Origin of the sequence: Pseudomonas alcaligenes (assembly GCF_014490745.1) — a bacterium.
GTDB lineage: Bacteria > Pseudomonadota > Gammaproteobacteria > Pseudomonadales > Pseudomonadaceae > Aquipseudomonas > Aquipseudomonas alcaligenes_C.
On sequence record NZ_LZEU01000001.1, the window covers coordinates 3,625,533 to 3,640,591 of the forward strand.

10 protein-coding genes are annotated in these 15,059 nt (G+C 66.7%); 3 read left to right on the top strand and 7 right to left on the bottom strand.

Annotation, left to right across the window (positions count from 1 at the left end; genetic code table 11):
• Positions 1-20: 20 nt before the first annotated feature.
• Both A9179_RS16580 and A9179_RS16585 read left to right on the top strand, forming a co-directional pair.
• Entirely contained in the window at positions 21-1,001 is a 981-nt protein-coding gene (locus tag A9179_RS16580; protein WP_316851838.1) for a LysR family transcriptional regulator, read from the top strand.
• A gap of 106 nt (positions 1,002-1,107) precedes the next feature.
• Entirely contained in the window at positions 1,108-2,535 is a 1,428-nt protein-coding gene (locus A9179_RS16585) for a mechanosensitive ion channel domain-containing protein (RefSeq protein ID WP_187807314.1), read from the top strand.
• Positions 2,536-2,762: 227 nt separating this feature from the next.
• On the opposite strand, the gene ycaC is transcribed toward A9179_RS16585, so the two are convergent.
• The 5 genes from ycaC to A9179_RS16610 form a co-directional block, all read right to left on the bottom strand.
• Positions 2,763-3,380, bottom strand: coding sequence for an isochorismate family cysteine hydrolase YcaC (ycaC, locus tag A9179_RS16590; RefSeq protein ID WP_187807315.1), 618 nt, complete (start codon positions 3,378-3,380; stop codon positions 2,763-2,765).
• 137 nt (positions 3,381-3,517) lie between these two features.
• The gene (locus tag A9179_RS16595; protein ID WP_394354736.1) at positions 3,518-5,497 is read right to left on the bottom strand and encodes an amidohydrolase; all 1,980 of its coding nucleotides are present in this window, start codon (positions 5,495-5,497) and stop codon (positions 3,518-3,520) included.
• Between the two features lie 16 nt (positions 5,498-5,513).
• Entirely contained in the window at positions 5,514-6,056 is a 543-nt protein-coding gene (locus tag A9179_RS16600) for an antibiotic biosynthesis monooxygenase (protein WP_187807316.1), read from the bottom strand.
• A gap of 63 nt (positions 6,057-6,119) precedes the next feature.
• Positions 6,120-7,136 carry an alpha/beta hydrolase gene (locus tag A9179_RS16605; protein ID WP_187807317.1) on the bottom strand — a complete coding sequence of 339 codons (1,017 nt, stop codon included), beginning with the start codon at positions 7,134-7,136 and terminating at the stop codon, positions 6,120-6,122.
• Positions 7,137-7,429: 293 nt separating this feature from the next.
• Positions 7,430-8,380: a GlxA family transcriptional regulator gene (locus A9179_RS16610; RefSeq protein ID WP_187807318.1), complete on the bottom strand. Its 951-nt coding sequence runs from the start codon at positions 8,378-8,380 to the stop codon at positions 7,430-7,432.
• A 203-nt stretch (positions 8,381-8,583) separates the two neighbouring features.
• Here A9179_RS16610 and A9179_RS16615 point away from each other — a divergent pair, with 203 nt between their 5' ends.
• Positions 8,584-9,840, top strand: coding sequence for an NAD(P)/FAD-dependent oxidoreductase (locus A9179_RS16615; RefSeq protein ID WP_187807319.1), 1,257 nt, complete (start codon positions 8,584-8,586; stop codon positions 9,838-9,840).
• 57 nt (positions 9,841-9,897) lie between these two features.
• On the opposite strand, the gene A9179_RS16620 is transcribed toward A9179_RS16615, so the two are convergent.
• Positions 9,898-12,477, bottom strand: coding sequence for an HlyD family secretion protein (locus A9179_RS16620; protein ID WP_187807320.1), 2,580 nt, complete (start codon positions 12,475-12,477; stop codon positions 9,898-9,900).
• Positions 12,474-15,056, bottom strand: a complete 2,583-nt coding sequence (locus tag A9179_RS16625) for an alpha/beta fold hydrolase (protein WP_187807321.1) — start codon at positions 15,054-15,056, stop codon at positions 12,474-12,476. Before A9179_RS16625 ends, A9179_RS16620 begins: the two co-directional genes overlap by 4 nt.
• Positions 15,057-15,059 lie beyond the last annotated feature (3 nt).

Genomic DNA, 15,059 nt, shown 5'->3' on the forward strand with positions numbered 1-15,059 from the left:
CGCGCCGCGCTCTTGCTATTGTGAGCAGGTTTTCTCCGCCGCAGAGCAACGCCACCCCGGGCCTGCGGCAGCCGATCTCCTGGACATGGAAGCTGTGCGCCGTGAACTTCGACTGGAACGACATCCCCCTGCTCCTCGCCCTGGCCCGCGACGGCAGCATGAGCGCCGCCGGGCGCAGCCTGAACATCGACCCCTCGACCATGAGCCGGCGCCTGGCCGCCGCCGAAGCGGCACTGAACACCCGCCTGTTCATTCGCGACAACGCCGGCTACCACCCCACCGAGGCCGGCCTGGTATTCCTCGGCTACGCCGAGCGGGTCTACGGCGATGTGAAGAGCATGCTGCTGGACACCTGCAGCGAGGCCGAGGGGGTCTGCGGCGCAGTGCGCATCACCTCCATCGACTTTCTCTTCAGTCACTGGCTGGTGGAGCACATGCCGGCGCTGATCGAGCAGCATCCGAACCTGCAGCTGCAGTTGCTGGTGGGCAACCAGGCACTGTCGTTCACCCGTCGCGAGGCCGACTTCGCCCTGCGCCTGGCGCGCCCGCAGGACGATGCCGCACTGCTGATGCGCAAGCTCGGCGAGATCGGCTTCGCCGTGTACGGCGCCGAACGCTTTGCCGACATCCCGCGCCAGCACTGGGGTGAACAGCCATGGCTGGCCTATGGCGAAGACCTGGCGGAAATGGCCGAGATGCGCTGGCTGCGGGCGCAGGCGCCGGAGGCTTTCTATCCGGTGCGGGTGAGCAGTGTCAGCACCCTGGTGCACGCCTGCCAGACCGGCCTGGGCCTGGCCCTGCTGCCGTGCCTGATCGGCGAGCGCAACGGCCTGCGCCGCCTCAGCGTCGAGGTCGAGGTATTGCGCGAAGTGTGGCTGCTCAGCCACCGCGACGCCGGCAAGATCGGCCGCTACCAGGCGGTGGGCAACTGGCTCAAGCAGGTGTTCGCCGACGACAGTGCGCGCCTGCGCGGCGAGCTGCCGCTAGCGCCGCCGCTCTAGCCGTGCAGTTTTGCAGGGCGGTTTTGCAGCGCCAGGCATTCCGTCGCGCGCGCATTGCCGCCATGCTTGCACCATCGCCCTCGCCGCCCGTGTTTCGGAGATCACCATGCTCAGCCTGTTCCACAGTCACCCCCTGCTGGTCGCCGTCGGCCTGCTGCTTGCCGACCTCGCCTGCTGGCGCCTGCTGCCGGTCGAGGCCAAGGTCTGGCGGGTGCTGCTGCGCCTGGGCTTCTTCCTCGCCTACAGCCTGGTGATAGTCGGCGCCGGGATGAGCCCGCTGCAGCCGCCGCCCTGGAGCGAGGCGGCGCTGCACATGCTCGGCGCGGCACTGGGCATCGCCTGGTGGTTGCTCTGCGCGCGCACCCTGACCGTGGTGCTCGGCGTGCTGCTGATGCCGCGCAGCGGCCACACCGGGCGCCTGCTGCAGGACGTGCTGGGCGCGCTGATCTTCCTCGCCGCCCTGGTGGCCGCCGCGGCCTATGTCATGCAGCTGCCGGTCAAGGGCCTGCTGGCCACCTCCGGGGTAGTCGCCATCGTCATCGGCCTGGCTCTGCAGAGCACCCTCGGCGACGTGTTTTCCGGCATCGTGCTGAACACCACCAAGCCCTACCGCCTGGATGACTGGGTCTCCATCGACGGCACCGAGGGCAAGGTGATCGAGATCGACTGGCGCGCCACCCACCTGCGCACCAGCCAGGGTGGCACCGTGGTGATCCCCAACTCGGTGGCGGCCAAGGCCAAGATCCTCAACCTCAACCGCCAGGCCGACATCCACAACCTCAGCGTCAGCCTCAGCGTGCCTGCCCAGGTGCGCCCGCGCCTGGTGCTCGATGCCCTGCAGCGCGCCCTGCAGGGCGTCAGCGCACTGCTGCCGAGCCCCAAGGCCAAGGTCACGGTCAAGCACTCCGACCTGCAGGTGGTGGAGTACGAGATCAGCGGCTTCGTCGATGGCGCCAGCAACAAGACCGAGGTGCGCAACCTGATGTTCGACCTCGCCCACCGCCAGCTGCAGGCTGCCGGCATCCTGCGCGGCGGCGAGGCCCACGGCAGCGCGGCCAGCCGCCAGCGCACGCTGCTCGACGACGTGAAGATCTTCCGTTCGCTGAGCAGCGAAGAGAAGGATCGCCTGGCCGAACAGCTGCAGCCGCTGGCGGTAAGCAGCGGCCAGGTGGTGCTGGAGCTGGGCGAAGTCAGCGAACAGCTGCTGGTGATCGGCAGCGGGGTGATCTCCGCCGCGGTGCCGGCCGATGGCCAGTTCGTCGAGGCCGGGCGCATGGGCCCTGGCGAGGTGATGGGCGAACAGGGGGTGACCCAGGGCATTGCCTCCGAGGCGCGCTTTACCGCACTCAGTTCGGGGGTGCTCTATCGCCTGGACAAGACCCAGCTGCAGGCCTGCCTGGAGCAGCGCAGCGAAATCGGCACGGCCCTGCACAAGCTGCAGAACTTCCGCCAGCAGGCCAGTGCCTCGCTACTGGAAGAAAAACCGGTGCAGATCAAGAAAGGCGGTTTCCTCAGCTGGCTGCAGCGCTCCTGAGAACCTGCTCACGATCTCCTGTCCGTCGGCCATGCTGCGTTAAAAACAGGCTCGGAATGCTCATTTACAGCTCGTAAACTCCGCTTCCTCGCCTGTTTTGACCAGCCGGAGGCTGTTACTGACGTAGCGCCTTGCCTGGCTCTAGTCCAAAAGATCGTAAACAGGTTCTAAGCCCGTGGTATTGAAGCGAAGGGCCGACCACGCGAAGTGCGTGGCCGGCGCCGTGATCAGCTCTTCTGGCTGTAGCTCTGCATCAGGTTGGCGTAGGCCGGCAGGTGGCTGCTGAGCAGGCCGCCGAAACCTTCGATGTCGTTGCGCCAGTCGCGGTGCAACTCGCAGCCCACGCTGAACCAGTTCAGCAGCTGGGCACCGGCCTGGCTCATGCGATTGAGCGCGGCATCACGCACCACCGGGTTGAAGGTGCCGGAAGCGTCGGTCACCACGAATACGTCGAAGCCTTCGGCGATTGCCGACAGGGTCGGGAACGCCACGCAGACGTCGGTGACCACGCCGGCGATGATCAGCTGCTTGCGCCCGGTGGCCTTGATCGCGTTGACGAAGTCGGCGTTGTCCCAGGCGTTGATCTGGCCCGGGCGCGGGATGTACGGCGCATCCGGGAACATGGCCTTGAGCTCGGGCACGATCGGGCCGTTGGGGCCGTTCTCGAAGCTGGTGGTGAGGATGGTCGGCAGCTTGAAGAACTTGGCGATGTCGGCCAGGGCCAGCACGTTGTTCTTGAACTCGTCGGGGGTGAAGTCGCGCACCAGCGAGAGCAGGCCGGCCTGATGGTCGACCAGCAGCACCACGGCATTGTCCTTGTCCAAACGGTTGTAGCTCTTGCTCATCTCGATGTCCTCGATGGTTATGGATGTTGCTGCACTACAAGGCGCGGGCCGTCAGTGGACGGCACACGCGAATGACATTGACCAGGTCAGGTTGCAGCGCGCGCATGACCGCGCGCCGCTGGCCTGGCGCGGCCGGGTCAGAAAGCGAAACAGGAACAGCCGAACGCCCCCCAGAAACCCTGGAAGTCGCTGATCGGCACCGACGAGCGGCGCGCGCGGTCATGGCTGTGGGCATGCACGGCGCAGGCGCCGACGCACTGGTGCACCTGCGCCACCAGCGGCGCGCCGGGTTTCCAGTGGCCGGGCACCTTGGCCACCGGCGACCAGTCGGGCAGTACCGGAGCCGGTGGCGGCGCCAGCTTGTCGAACTCGCCAGCGCCATACACCACCTTGCCGTCGACCACGGTGAGCACCGACTCGATCCACTTGATGGCCTCTTCCTCGACGCTGAAGAAGTCCGCCGACAGGGCGACCAGATCGGCCAGCTGGCCGACCTTGATCTGCCCCTTCTTGCCCTGCTCGCTGGAGAACCAGGCGCTGCCGTGGGTGAACAGCTCCAGCGCGGTGGCGCGCGGCAGGCCCTGCGGGTACAGCTCCAGACCGCCGACGGTCTTGCCGCTGACCATCCAGTACAGCGAAGTCCAGGGGTTGTAGCTGGCCACGCGGGTGGCGTCGGTACCGGCGCCGACCGGCACGCCCTCACTCAGCATGCGCTGGATCGGCGGGGTCTTCTCGGCGGCCTGTTTGCCGTAGCGGTCGACGAAGTACTCGCCCTGGAAGGCCATGCGGTGCTGGATGGCGATGCCGCCGCCCAATGCGCGCACCCGCTCGATGTTCTTCGGCGTGATGGTCTCGGCATGGTCGAAGAACCACGGCAGGCCGTTGAACGGGATGTCGCGATTGACCTTCTCGAACACGTCGAGCATGCGCGAGATGGATTCGTCGTAGGTGGCGTGCAGGCGGAACGGCCAGCGCTGCTCGACCAGGTGGCGCACCACCGGCTCCAGCTCGCTTTCCATGCTCGGCGCCAGATCCGGGCGCGGTTCGAGGAAGTCCTCGAAGTCGGCGGCGGAGAACACCAGCATCTCGCCGGCACCGTTGTGGCGGAAGAAGTCGTTGCCCTGCCCCGGCTTGACCAGCTTGCTCCAGTGCTGGAAGTCGGCCAGCTCTTCCTTGGGCTTCTGGGTGAACAGGTTGTAGGCGATGCGAATGCTCAGCTGGTTGTCCTTGGCCAGCTGCTCGATCACCTGGTAGTCGTCCGGGTAGTTCTGGTAGCCGCCGCCGGCGTCGATGGCGCTGGTCACGCCGAGGCGGTTGAGCTCGCGCATGAACTGGCGGGTCGAGTTGACCTGGTACTCCAGCGGCAGCTTGGGCCCCTTGCTCAGGGTCGAGTAGAGGATCATCGCGTTGGGCCGCGCCACCAGCATGCCGGTCGGTTCGCCATTGCTGTCGCGGACGATCTCGCCGCCCGGCGGGTTGGGCGTGTCCTTGGTGTAGCCGACCACCCGCAGCGCAGCGCGGTTGAGCAGCGCACGGTCGTACAGGTGGAGGACGAACACCGGGGTGTCCGGCGCCGCCTTGTTCAGCTCGTCGAGGGTCGGCATGCGCTTCTCGGCGAACTGGAATTCGTTCCAGCCGCCGACCACCCGCACCCACTGCGGCGTGGGTGTGCGCTCGGCCTGCTCCTTGAGCATGCGCAGGGCGTCGGCCAGCGACGGCACGCCTTCCCAGCGCAGCTCCAGGTTGTAGTTGAGGCCGCCGCGGATCAGGTGCAGGTGCGAGTCGTTGAGCCCGGGGATCACCGTACGTTTGTGCAGGTCGATGACCTGGGTGGCGCTGCCGCGCAGGGCCATGACCTCGGCATCGCTGCCGACAGCGAGGAAGCGCCCGTCCTTGATCGCCACGGCGCTGGCCGTGGGTTTCTCGCGGTCGACCGTGTGCAGACGGCCATTGAACAGAATCAGATCGGCTTGCATAGCGCTTCCCAGGCTACTGGCGAATGAACTGCCGGCGGCGCCGGCAAAAGGTAAGGCGGCCCACAGCGCACCGGCGGCGCCGAGCACCGAGCTGCTGGCGAGGAAGTGGCGACGGCTCTTGTCGGACGGGTCTTGGCTCATAAGGGTTCTCCAGCACTCAGCGTGCGTGCAGCCAGCCGGCGAACCAGGCGGTGACACGCGGCATGAACAGGTAGACGACGGACAGTACGATGCTCAGGGTGATCAGCACGTTGCTCGGCACATACCCACCCAGCCAGGGTAGACGCTCGAACACGGGCTGCCAGAGCTGCGGCACCAGCAGGGTCAGCGGCTGAATCACCAGGAAGGTGATGCAGGCCTGCTTCCAGCGCGGTGGCGGCGCCTGGTCGCGCGAGTTGGGCACGAACCAGAACTCGTGGCCATCGTGCAGTTCCTTGCTCTCGCCTTCGCTCAGCAGCGGCTCGACCTCGGCGATCAGCGCGGCACGCTCGGCGGAATCCAGCCAGACCTGCAGCTGGCCGGCACTGGCAAAACGCAGCACCGAGGTGAACAGCGCGCCATCACGCAGCACATCGACGCCGAGGTGACCGGGGTAGCCGCTGGCCACGCGGGTGATGCGGCGCAGCCAGCTTTCATAGGCAGGCACCTGACCGGTGGCGACCCGGTGGCGGATAATCAGGGTGACGCTTTCCGTGGGCATGTCTGGCTTCCTTCCACGAACAATGCCCCGGCGCACACGCGCGCCGGGGACAGGCAGGGTTGCTTATTGCAGGTGTTTCTTCAGCTCGGCACCGGCCTGCAGCATGGCCGAGCGGGTGCCGGCGATGTGCGCCAGCGGGTTGAGCAGGCCGAAGTCATGGATCATCCCGTTGTAGCGGGTCGAGGTGACTTCCACGCCGGCGGCATCCAGCTTGCGCCCGTAGGCTTCACCCTCGTCACGCAGCACGTCGAACTCGGCGGTCTGGATCAGGGTCGGCGGCAGGCCCTTGAGCTGCTCGGGAGTGGCGCGCAGCGGCGAGGCGTAGATCTCGGCGCGCTGTTTGGCATCGGTGGTGTAGCTGTCCCAGAACCATTTCATCAGCGGCTTGGTGAGGAAGTGCCCCTGGGCGAACTGGTTGTAGGAACCGGTTTCCAGGTTGGCATCGGTCACCGGCCACAGCAGCGCCTGGAAGCGGATCTTCGGCGTGCCGGCGGCGTTGGCCTTGAGTGCCACGACTGCGGCCATGTTGCCGCCGACGCTGTTGCCGGCCACCGCCAGGCGCGAGGCATCCACGTTGATCTCCTTGCCGTGCGCGGCCACCCACTGGGTCGCGGCGTAGGCCTGGTTGATCGCGGTCGGGTAATGGGCTTCCGGCGACGGGGTGTAGCCGACGTACACGGCCACCGCACCGGAGTTCACCACCAGGTCGCGGATCAAACGGGCATGGGTCGGGTAGTCGCCGAGCACCCAGCCGCCACCGTGGAAGAACATGAACACCGGCAGCTCACCCTTGGCGCCTTCCGGGCGGACGATGGTCAGCTTGAGCGCCTGGCCATCGGCCTGGATGGTCTTCTCTTCGACAGTGGTGCCGGACAGATCGACCTTGACCGAAGCCTGGGCGCCGACCAGCACGGCACGGGCATCCTGCGGGCTGAGGGTTTCCAGCGGCTTGCCGCCACCGGCTTCCAGGGCCTGGAGGAAGGCCTGGGTATCTTGCTCGACGCCCGGGCTGCCGGCAGCGAAGGCGAAACCGCTGGACAGGGTCAGGGCGGCGGCAATCAGATTCTTGTTCAGGTTCATGGCGAGCTTCCTTAAGTGTTGTCGTGTCGGTGAGAGGCGTTGGTGCCTCGTTGCTGAAGTACGACTCCATCTTTGCCGTTGCGCCGGCAGCGCGGAATAGACAGGCCTGCAAGGGCACTTTGCAGTTCTGCAAGAGGCCATGCGGGCACCGCTGCAACAGACACGCACGGGACGCAGCAGCCCGTGCGCCCAAGGCGCAAGGACAGCTTCTATCTTGGCAAGCATGGCGGCGAAGAACAGGCCGCCATGGGGACGCGGACAGCCATCCGGCTGCGCCGGACGGACATGCGCGCTCAGCTGAACTGGCGGCGGTATTCCAGCGGGGTCAGACCGAGGCGGTCGCTGAACTGGAAGCGCATGTGGCGCACGCTGCCGAAGCCGCTGCGGTAAGCCACCGTCTTCAGCGGCAGCTCGCTGCTCTCCAGCAACTGGCGGGCACGGTCGATGCGCGCGCTGTGCAGGAACTGCATGGGCGTCATCTGCATTTCGCGGGTAAACACGCGGGCGAAATGGCGGCTGCTCATCGCCGCCAGGGTGGCCATGCGCTCGATCGAGAAGGTCTCCTCCAGATGCTCCAGCACATAGCTCTGCACCCGTGCGATTGGCGAATCCTGGCGCGCCAGGGTTCCGAGCAATGGGCTGAACTGAGCCTGGCCGCCCTGCCGTTTCATCACCACCAGAATCACCTTGGCCACATCCAGCGCCACCTGGCGGCCGTGATCCTCGGCGACGATGGACAGCGCCAGGTCGATGCCGGCCGTAACCCCGCCGGAGGTGATCAGGCGCCGGTCGTTGAGGTAGATATGCTCGGCCTCCACCCGTGCCCGCGGGAAAGCCCTGGCCAGGCGCTCCGTGTAGTTCCAGTGAGTGGTCACCCGGTGGCCGTCGAGCAGGCCGGCCTCGCCGAGGATAAAGGCGCCGGTGCAGATCGAGCCGTACTGCCGGGCCCGCCCGGCCGCCTGCACCAACCAGGGCAGCAGCGGGCCATGGGCCTGGTTGTAAGCGCCCGGCCCGCCGGGCACCAGGAGAATGTCGTAGGTTGCCGTGGCCTGCTCGAACGACACATCGGCCTGCAGGGTGAGGCCGTTGGAGGCACGAATGCTCCGCTCCTGGCCGCTGACGGTGACGATCCGGTAACCAGCGTCTGCCGCGAGGTAGCGGTTGGCGATGGAGAACACCTCCAGCGGCCCGGCCACATCCAGCATCAGCACATCGGGAAACAGCAGGATTGCGACAGTCTTCATAGGCGCACGACAACTCGAACAGATAACCCCTTGGATGGCGACCCAGCTTAGCAGCCCTGAGCGCCGACGAAATGGCTCTAGCTCGCCTTCTGCGCAGCGTTTTGCATGGTCGGCCGGGCAAATGGCGTGTTCGGTCGCGACGCCGACGATGCGGATGCATACACTAGCGGCCTGAGCCACCGCCCCACTCCCACGAGGTCACCATGAGCGACGCTGCAACCTCCACCGCCATCATCATCGGCGCCGGCCATGCCGGCGGCGAACTGGCCATTGCCCTGCGCAACGAAGGCTGGGAAGGCCGTATCCTGCTGATCGGCGAGGAGGCCCACCTGCCCTACCACCGGCCGCCGCTGTCCAAGGCCTACCTGGCCGGCAGCGTGGAGAAGAGCAGCCTGTCGATTCGCCCGCAGGCAGCCTACGACAAGGCTGCCGTGGAGTTCCTCGGCGGCGTGCGCGTGGTCGCCATCGACCGTGCCGACAAGACCCTGCAGCTGGCCGATGGCCGCAGTCTGAACTACGACAAGCTGGCCATCGCCACCGGTGGCCGCCCGCGCCCGCTGAACGTGCCCAATGCCGTGGCGGCCGAGCGCTGCGCCAACTTCCACTACCTGCGCACCCTCGACGACGTCGAGTGCATCCGCGGCCAGTTCGCCGCCGGCAAGCGTCTGGCGATAGTCGGCGGCGGCTACATCGGCCTGGAAGTGGCCGCCTCGGCCGTCGCCCAGGGCCTGCAGGTCACCGTGCTGGAAGCCCTGCCGCGGGTGCTGCAGCGGGTCACCGCGGCCGAGCTGTCGGCCTACTACGAGCGTAAGCACCGTGAAGTCGGGGTGGATATCCGCACCAACGTGCAGGTGGCCGACCTGCAGATCAGCGGCAACGCGGTCAGCGCCCTGCTCTGCGCCGATGGCAGCCGCGTCGAGGCCGACCTGGTGGTGGTCGGCATCGGCCTGCTGGCCAATACCGAACTGGCTGCCAAAGCGGGCCTGGAGGTGGACAACGGCATCCTGGTCGACCAGCACGCACAGACCAGCGATCCGGACATCTTCGCCGCCGGCGACTGCACCAACCATCCCAATGCCCTGCTCGGCCGCCGCCTGCGCCTGGAGTCGGTGCCCAATGCCCTGGAGCAGTCGCGGGTGGCTGCCGCCGGCATGGCTGGCAAGAGCAAGACCTACGCCTCGGTGCCGTGGTTCTGGTCCGACCAGTACGAGCTGAAACTGAAGATGGTCGGCCTCTCCGAGGGCTACCAGCAGCTGGTGCTGCGCGGCACCCCGGAGAGTGACAGCTTCAGCGCCTTCTACCTCAAGGATGGCCGCGTGCTGGCCGCCGACACGGTCAACCGCCCGCAGGATTTCGTCGCCGCCAAGCGCCTGGTCGCCGAGCAGATCGGCGTGACGGCCGCACAGCTGGCCGACGACAGCCAGCCGCTCAAGGAATTGCTGCCCACGCCGGCAGCCTGAGCACAATGAAAAACACCGGCCGCAGCCGGTGTTTTTCTATGTGTCGCAGGCAGCCGATCAGGGAATCCACGACCACAGTTCGACATCGATGAAGCGGAACACTGCCCGGCTGAAAGCCTTCCACACCGGCAGCACTTCGCCGTCCACCTTGGCATAGCCGGTCATCCCCGACTTCAGCTGGCCCTGGGCGTTCTCGATCACGGTCAGCACCTTGACGTACTTGCCGCTGCTCTTCTCCCCCACATTGGCATCGATCTGCGTCACCACGCCATCGAAGTAGCGGTCGGAGTAGGCCAGCGGCTTGACCTTGAGCACTGCCCCCGGCTGCACATAGCCGATCTCGGTTTCCGGTACCTCGATCTCGGCCAGCACCCGCTCGGCCTTTTCCACCACGGCGAAGGGTTCGCCAGGCGGCTGCAGCTTGCCGACCTTCTGCTTCAGCAGCAGGGTGATCAGCCGGCCGTCCATCGGCGCGCGCAGCTGCGAGCGGGCAATCTTGGCCAGGTACAGGTCGCGCTCGCTGCGCCAGCGCTGCACCTGCGCTTCGGCGGCGGCGATGGTGTCGGCGGTGGCGCCGGACTTGGTCAGGGCCAGATTGGCCTCGGCCACCTGGATCGCCACCAGGTCGACCTCATACTGACGCTGCGCCTGTTCGGCCTGCTGCGCCGACACCCCGCCCTTGGCCAGCAGGGTGGCATTGCGCTGGTAGCTGGAACGGCTGAACTGTGCCTGGGTACGCGCCATCTGCACGCTCTGCTCGGCCACCGCCACTTCCTCGGGACGCGGTCGCGATTTCAGCTCGGCGACGGTCGCCTCCTCCTCGGCGATGCGTGCCTCGGCGATCTTCACCTGGGCCTCGTAGTCGCCGGTGGCCAGCAGCGCGAGCACCTGTCCGGCCTTGACGTCTTCACCACCTTCCACCAGCACCTGGCTGACGATGCCGCCGATGTCGCTGGCCACCTGTTGCTGCTCGGTCGGCAGGATCACGAAGGAACCACCCGGCTCGTAGGGATACGGCAGGAACAGGCAGACCAGCAGCGACAGTGCTACCACCCGCCAGGTGAAGCGTGCGGTCTTGCTGCCCGGCTGCGCCTTGAGCTTGCTCTCCACGTTGTCCGGCAGGCGCCGACGCTTCCAGCGCTCGTATTGCACGGCGCGCTCGTACATCTCGTTGGCGCTGTGGAACTTGCGGTAAGTCAGCACGCTGAGGTAGCCGATCAGCAGCACGCAGGCGAGCACCCCGGTGCCGCCAAAGTTGAACTTCAGCCAGCTGCCGATCATCAGCAGGGCCAGCACCAGCAGCAGCGCCGAATACAGCACGGCGGCCAGGCCGTAGGCCATCAGCGCGGTGTCGTTGGCCTCGCGGTAGGCGTTGCCCTTGATCCGCCCGAACAGCGCCTTGAAGGTCTTGCCGCGCAGCTGCGGCTCGTCCAGCAGTACGGCGATCAGGTGGTAGCCGCTGCTTTTCGACAGCGGATTGAGAGTCAGCAGCAGCGCCACTGCACTGGCCGTGGCCAGAGCCAGGCCACCCGTGGTCAGCAGGTTGGCCGAGGCGCGACTGAAGTACCAGAGGAACACCCCGAGGCTGAACAGCGCCACGCGCATCAGCACCGGGCTGCCGTGCAGCCACAGGCGCTCGCGCCGGCTGAGGCCGATCAGGTTGCTGATCTTCGGCACCAGGCGCGGCAGGAAGCCGAGCATCAGCGCCACCGACAGGCTGTTCACCGTGCCCCGGTAGCGCTGCGCGGTGAGCGCCAGGGTCAGGGTGCAGAACAGGTTGACGGTGAACAGGCTGAAGATCAGCTGGCCGATCGGCCCCAGGCCGGACAGCAGGGTCTGGCTGTCCAGGCGCACCTGATCGAAGTTGTTGATGACAATGCCCAGCGCCAGGCCGAACAGCAGCGGCAGGATGAACACCGTGTACTTGAACGGCCCCAGCCAGTCCTGGCAGGACTTCAGCAGCTTGTGCGGATTGAACAGGTGGAAGATCGGGATCTGCAGGCTGTCGTCCATGCCGGCGTTGCCGCGCACCCCGGCCTGCAGCTGTTCCGGCGCGCCGCGCCCGCCATCGTTCGAAGCCCCGCGCGACTGGCTCGCGGGCGGCGCCACGCGGCTGGCCTCAATCGGTGCCGCCAGCGGCCGCGCTGCCTTGCTGCCACCCCCGGCACCAGCACCAGTGTTGGCGTTGGCGTTGGCGTTGGCGTTGGAATTGCCGCTCTTGCTGCGGAACTTGGCGACCTTTTCCTCGAGCAGGCGCTGCAGGTCTTCCTGCAGCTGTTCGCGGTACTGCGCCACCAGCGGGTGGGAGGCCGCCGCCAGGCCGAGCAGACGCTGGTCGATCAGGTTGACCAGCAGCGCATCCAGATCGCCACGGCTGAGGCTCTGGTTGAAGCGCCGCTCGTAGCTGGCGGCGATGACCACGAACTCCTCGTCGACCTGGAGCATTTCCAGGATGAAGAACTGCTGGGTCTCGAATTCCCACTGCAGCTCATTCGCCGGATCCAGCACCACATACAGCGGTTCCTGCTTGCCGTTGCGCAGGTAGGCCAGCAGGCCCTTGCGCAGCAGCATGGGCGTGGCGATCTTGCGCGCGTCGCCGAGATCGCTTTCTTGCTTGGCAAAGATGTTTCCGTTCATAGCGCAGGACTTCCTGTTGAGCGGTCACGGATACCCGCACTGGGCGCGGCGGTAGTCATTACCGTGCGCGGCGCGAAGAACACTTCGCAGCCGCCGCGCGGGTTATCGATGTAACGGTCGCCGCCCAGCGGCCAGACCTTGGGACCGAAGGGGTTGGCAGCCCCAAGGAACAGGCCGTAGGGCGACGAAACTATGGTGCGCATGCCGATGTTGTAGGGGTTGCCCATGCCACCGGTGGTCACCGGAACCCAGTTCTCGCCATCGAAGCTGCGGTACAGGTCGAAACCCGCCTGGCGATTGAAGATGAACTCCTCGCCCACGCTGTTGATGATGTTGAGAAAGGGCTCGGGCCAGGTATCGCGCCGGGCGTAGCCGAGCAGGCCACTCCAGTCGAAGGTCGACAGGTACAGCCAGCCTTCGTGTTCGGCCATGCGCCAGAAATAGCCATTGAAGAAATTGTCGAAGCCGGCCATGTAGCCGGACAGCGGCTCCTTCCAGCCGTCGGCGGTCATGCGCGCATCGCCCACCAGCAGATCCCAGCTCTTGTCCGGGTGAATGCGGATCAGCTCGGGTGGCGCCGGGCCGACACCGTTCTGCCGGTCGATGCCGCCGCCCTGGATGGCGCTGCCGACATACAGCGCTCCCTTGAACGCGTACATGCTCAGTACCGACTGGTTCAGCGGGCCGCGCTCGGCGCCGTCGACTATCACCCGCTCCCAGTGGTAGGGCTTGTTCTCGCAGGTGCTGCGCCAGACCTGGAAGCCCTTGAGGTTGAAGGTGCCGACATACAGGTGGTCGCCGAACGGGCACATCTCGAAGATGGTCTTGTTGCCCTCGTCACCGAAGCCGAAGTCGCTGACCGGCTCCCAGCGCCCCTCTTCCGGCGCCGCGCTCTCGTAGACGATGGAGTGCGAGGAGACGTTGGGGTTGCCGCCGCGCGAACCGGCCGGGGTGGTGTACATGCGTCCCTTGAAGCTGACCATGGTGCGGATGGTGGTCACCGGCAGGCCCATCAGGCCGGGCTCGCAGGTGGGCGTGAAGTTCAGCCCGTCTTCGCTGCGCAGCAGTAGCGGGCCGGGGCCCTTGGCCGGTGACCAGGTGCTGACGAACAGCCCCGGCTTGCGCCCGGCGCTGCCCGGGTACACGCACATGCCGCGAAAGCCCAGCTCGCGGGGGATCTTCGAGCCGTCGCTGCCGATGATGGTGGGCGCCTTGAACACCCGCCGCCATTCGTCCTTGCGCGGGTTGTAGCGCCAGATCTCGGCATGCAGGTCGAGGTCGAAGGGATTGGCCGGGCACTCCACCGGCCAGGGATCCATGCTGATCGGCAGGCGCGCCTTCATCAGCGGGAAGTTGCCGCGGGTGGTGCCGATGTACAGGTGGTCGTTGAACCAGGCCATGGCATGGGCATAGGCATTGATGCCGTCGCCGAAGCCGTTGCGCGCGATCAGGCGGAAGTCGTCCTCGCCAAGGCCGCGCGGCACCCGGGTCTTGTTCGGGAAGTTGAGCCGCGCGGCCAGGCTGGCCTTGCGCGCCAGCACCTGGGCAATGAACGCATCGAGGTGGTCGAGGGCCTCCTCGAACTGGGCGAACGGGCCCTGCTCGATGCCTTCGCGGGTGGCATAGAACCACTGCTCGTCCTTGCTGTAGAGGCGGTCGCTGCGGAAGAACGCCTTGCCCTGGGCATCGTCGGAGCGGCCCTGGCGCTTGCTGCTGGCGCGGCGCAGGAAGAACTCGAAGGAGCGGATCAGCTTCTGTGGCCGCGAAGCCGGGAAGAAGTGCCCGGCGCCGCGCACCAGGCGAAAATCCGCCTGCGGCCACACGGTGAGCAGCAGCTCGCCGGTGGTCACCGCCTGGGAGCGCTCGCCGTAGATCGCCAGCAGCGGGAAGTTCAGGCAGCGCAGGCGCTCGACGTCGAGGCCGTCGTCCCCCATCAGCTCGTCCTGGGCGGTGGTGGTTTCCAGCAGGGTCACCCACTGGTCAGCGGTACGCCGGCCCGATGCGCCCATCAGCGGGTTGATCAGCTCGCGCAGCGCCTCCGGCAGCTCGCGCTGGTTCAGCTGCAGGGCCGCCGCCTCCTTGAGCAGGCGGTAGCCGAAATAGGGCTCGCGAGTGTTCAGCGGAATCTTGTGCTCATCCAGAATGCGCTGGATATGCTCGGCATAGCGCCAGTCGGCGCCGACATTGCGAATCGCGGCAATATGGGTGTCGGCGATGGTCAGGCTGCGGAAGCGTTGCGGCTGCTCGCAGGCCAGGTTGAGGGCGATGGTGCCGCCGAAGCTGTGGGCGATCACATGGGCCCGACCGATGCCCAGGTGATCGAGCAGCTGACGCAGATCCTCGGCCTGCTCAGCCGGGGTGTAGCCGCTGACCGGCATGCTCGAGCGACCATGACCGCGCAGGTCGTACATGGTCACCCGATAGTGCCTGGCCAGCGCATGGCCGACCTGCATGTACCAAAACGCCAGGTTGGCGGCCAGGCCGTGGATCAGTACCACGTCCTCGACCTCGCCCTCCGTGCGCTCGCACGCCAGCTGTTGATAGTGCAGCCGGACTCCATTGACCTCGGCCATCGCCATTGC

Bases quoted from the DNA above. Each gene is read 5' to 3' on its own strand.
- A9179_RS16585 (WP_187807314.1), top strand. From the start codon at position 1,108: ATGCTCAGCCTGTTCCACAGTCACCCCCTGCTGGTCGCCGTCGGCCTG.
- ycaC (WP_187807315.1), bottom strand. From the start codon at position 3,380: ATGAGCAAGAGCTACAACCGTTTGGACAAGGACAATGCCGTGGTGCTG.
- A9179_RS16595 (WP_394354736.1), bottom strand. From the start codon at position 5,497: ATGAGCCAAGACCCGTCCGACAAGAGCCGTCGCCACTTCCTCGCCAGC.
- A9179_RS16600 (WP_187807316.1), bottom strand. From the start codon at position 6,056: ATGCCCACGGAAAGCGTCACCCTGATTATCCGCCACCGGGTCGCCACC.
- A9179_RS16605 (WP_187807317.1), bottom strand. From the start codon at position 7,136: ATGAACCTGAACAAGAATCTGATTGCCGCCGCCCTGACCCTGTCCAGC.
- A9179_RS16610 (WP_187807318.1), bottom strand. From the start codon at position 8,380: ATGAAGACTGTCGCAATCCTGCTGTTTCCCGATGTGCTGATGCTGGAT.
- A9179_RS16615 (WP_187807319.1), top strand. From the start codon at position 8,584: ATGAGCGACGCTGCAACCTCCACCGCCATCATCATCGGCGCCGGCCAT.
- A9179_RS16620 (WP_187807320.1), bottom strand. From the start codon at position 12,477: ATGAACGGAAACATCTTTGCCAAGCAAGAAAGCGATCTCGGCGACGCG.
- A9179_RS16625 (WP_187807321.1), bottom strand. From the start codon at position 15,056: ATGGCGATGGCCGAGGTCAATGGAGTCCGGCTGCACTATCAACAGCTG.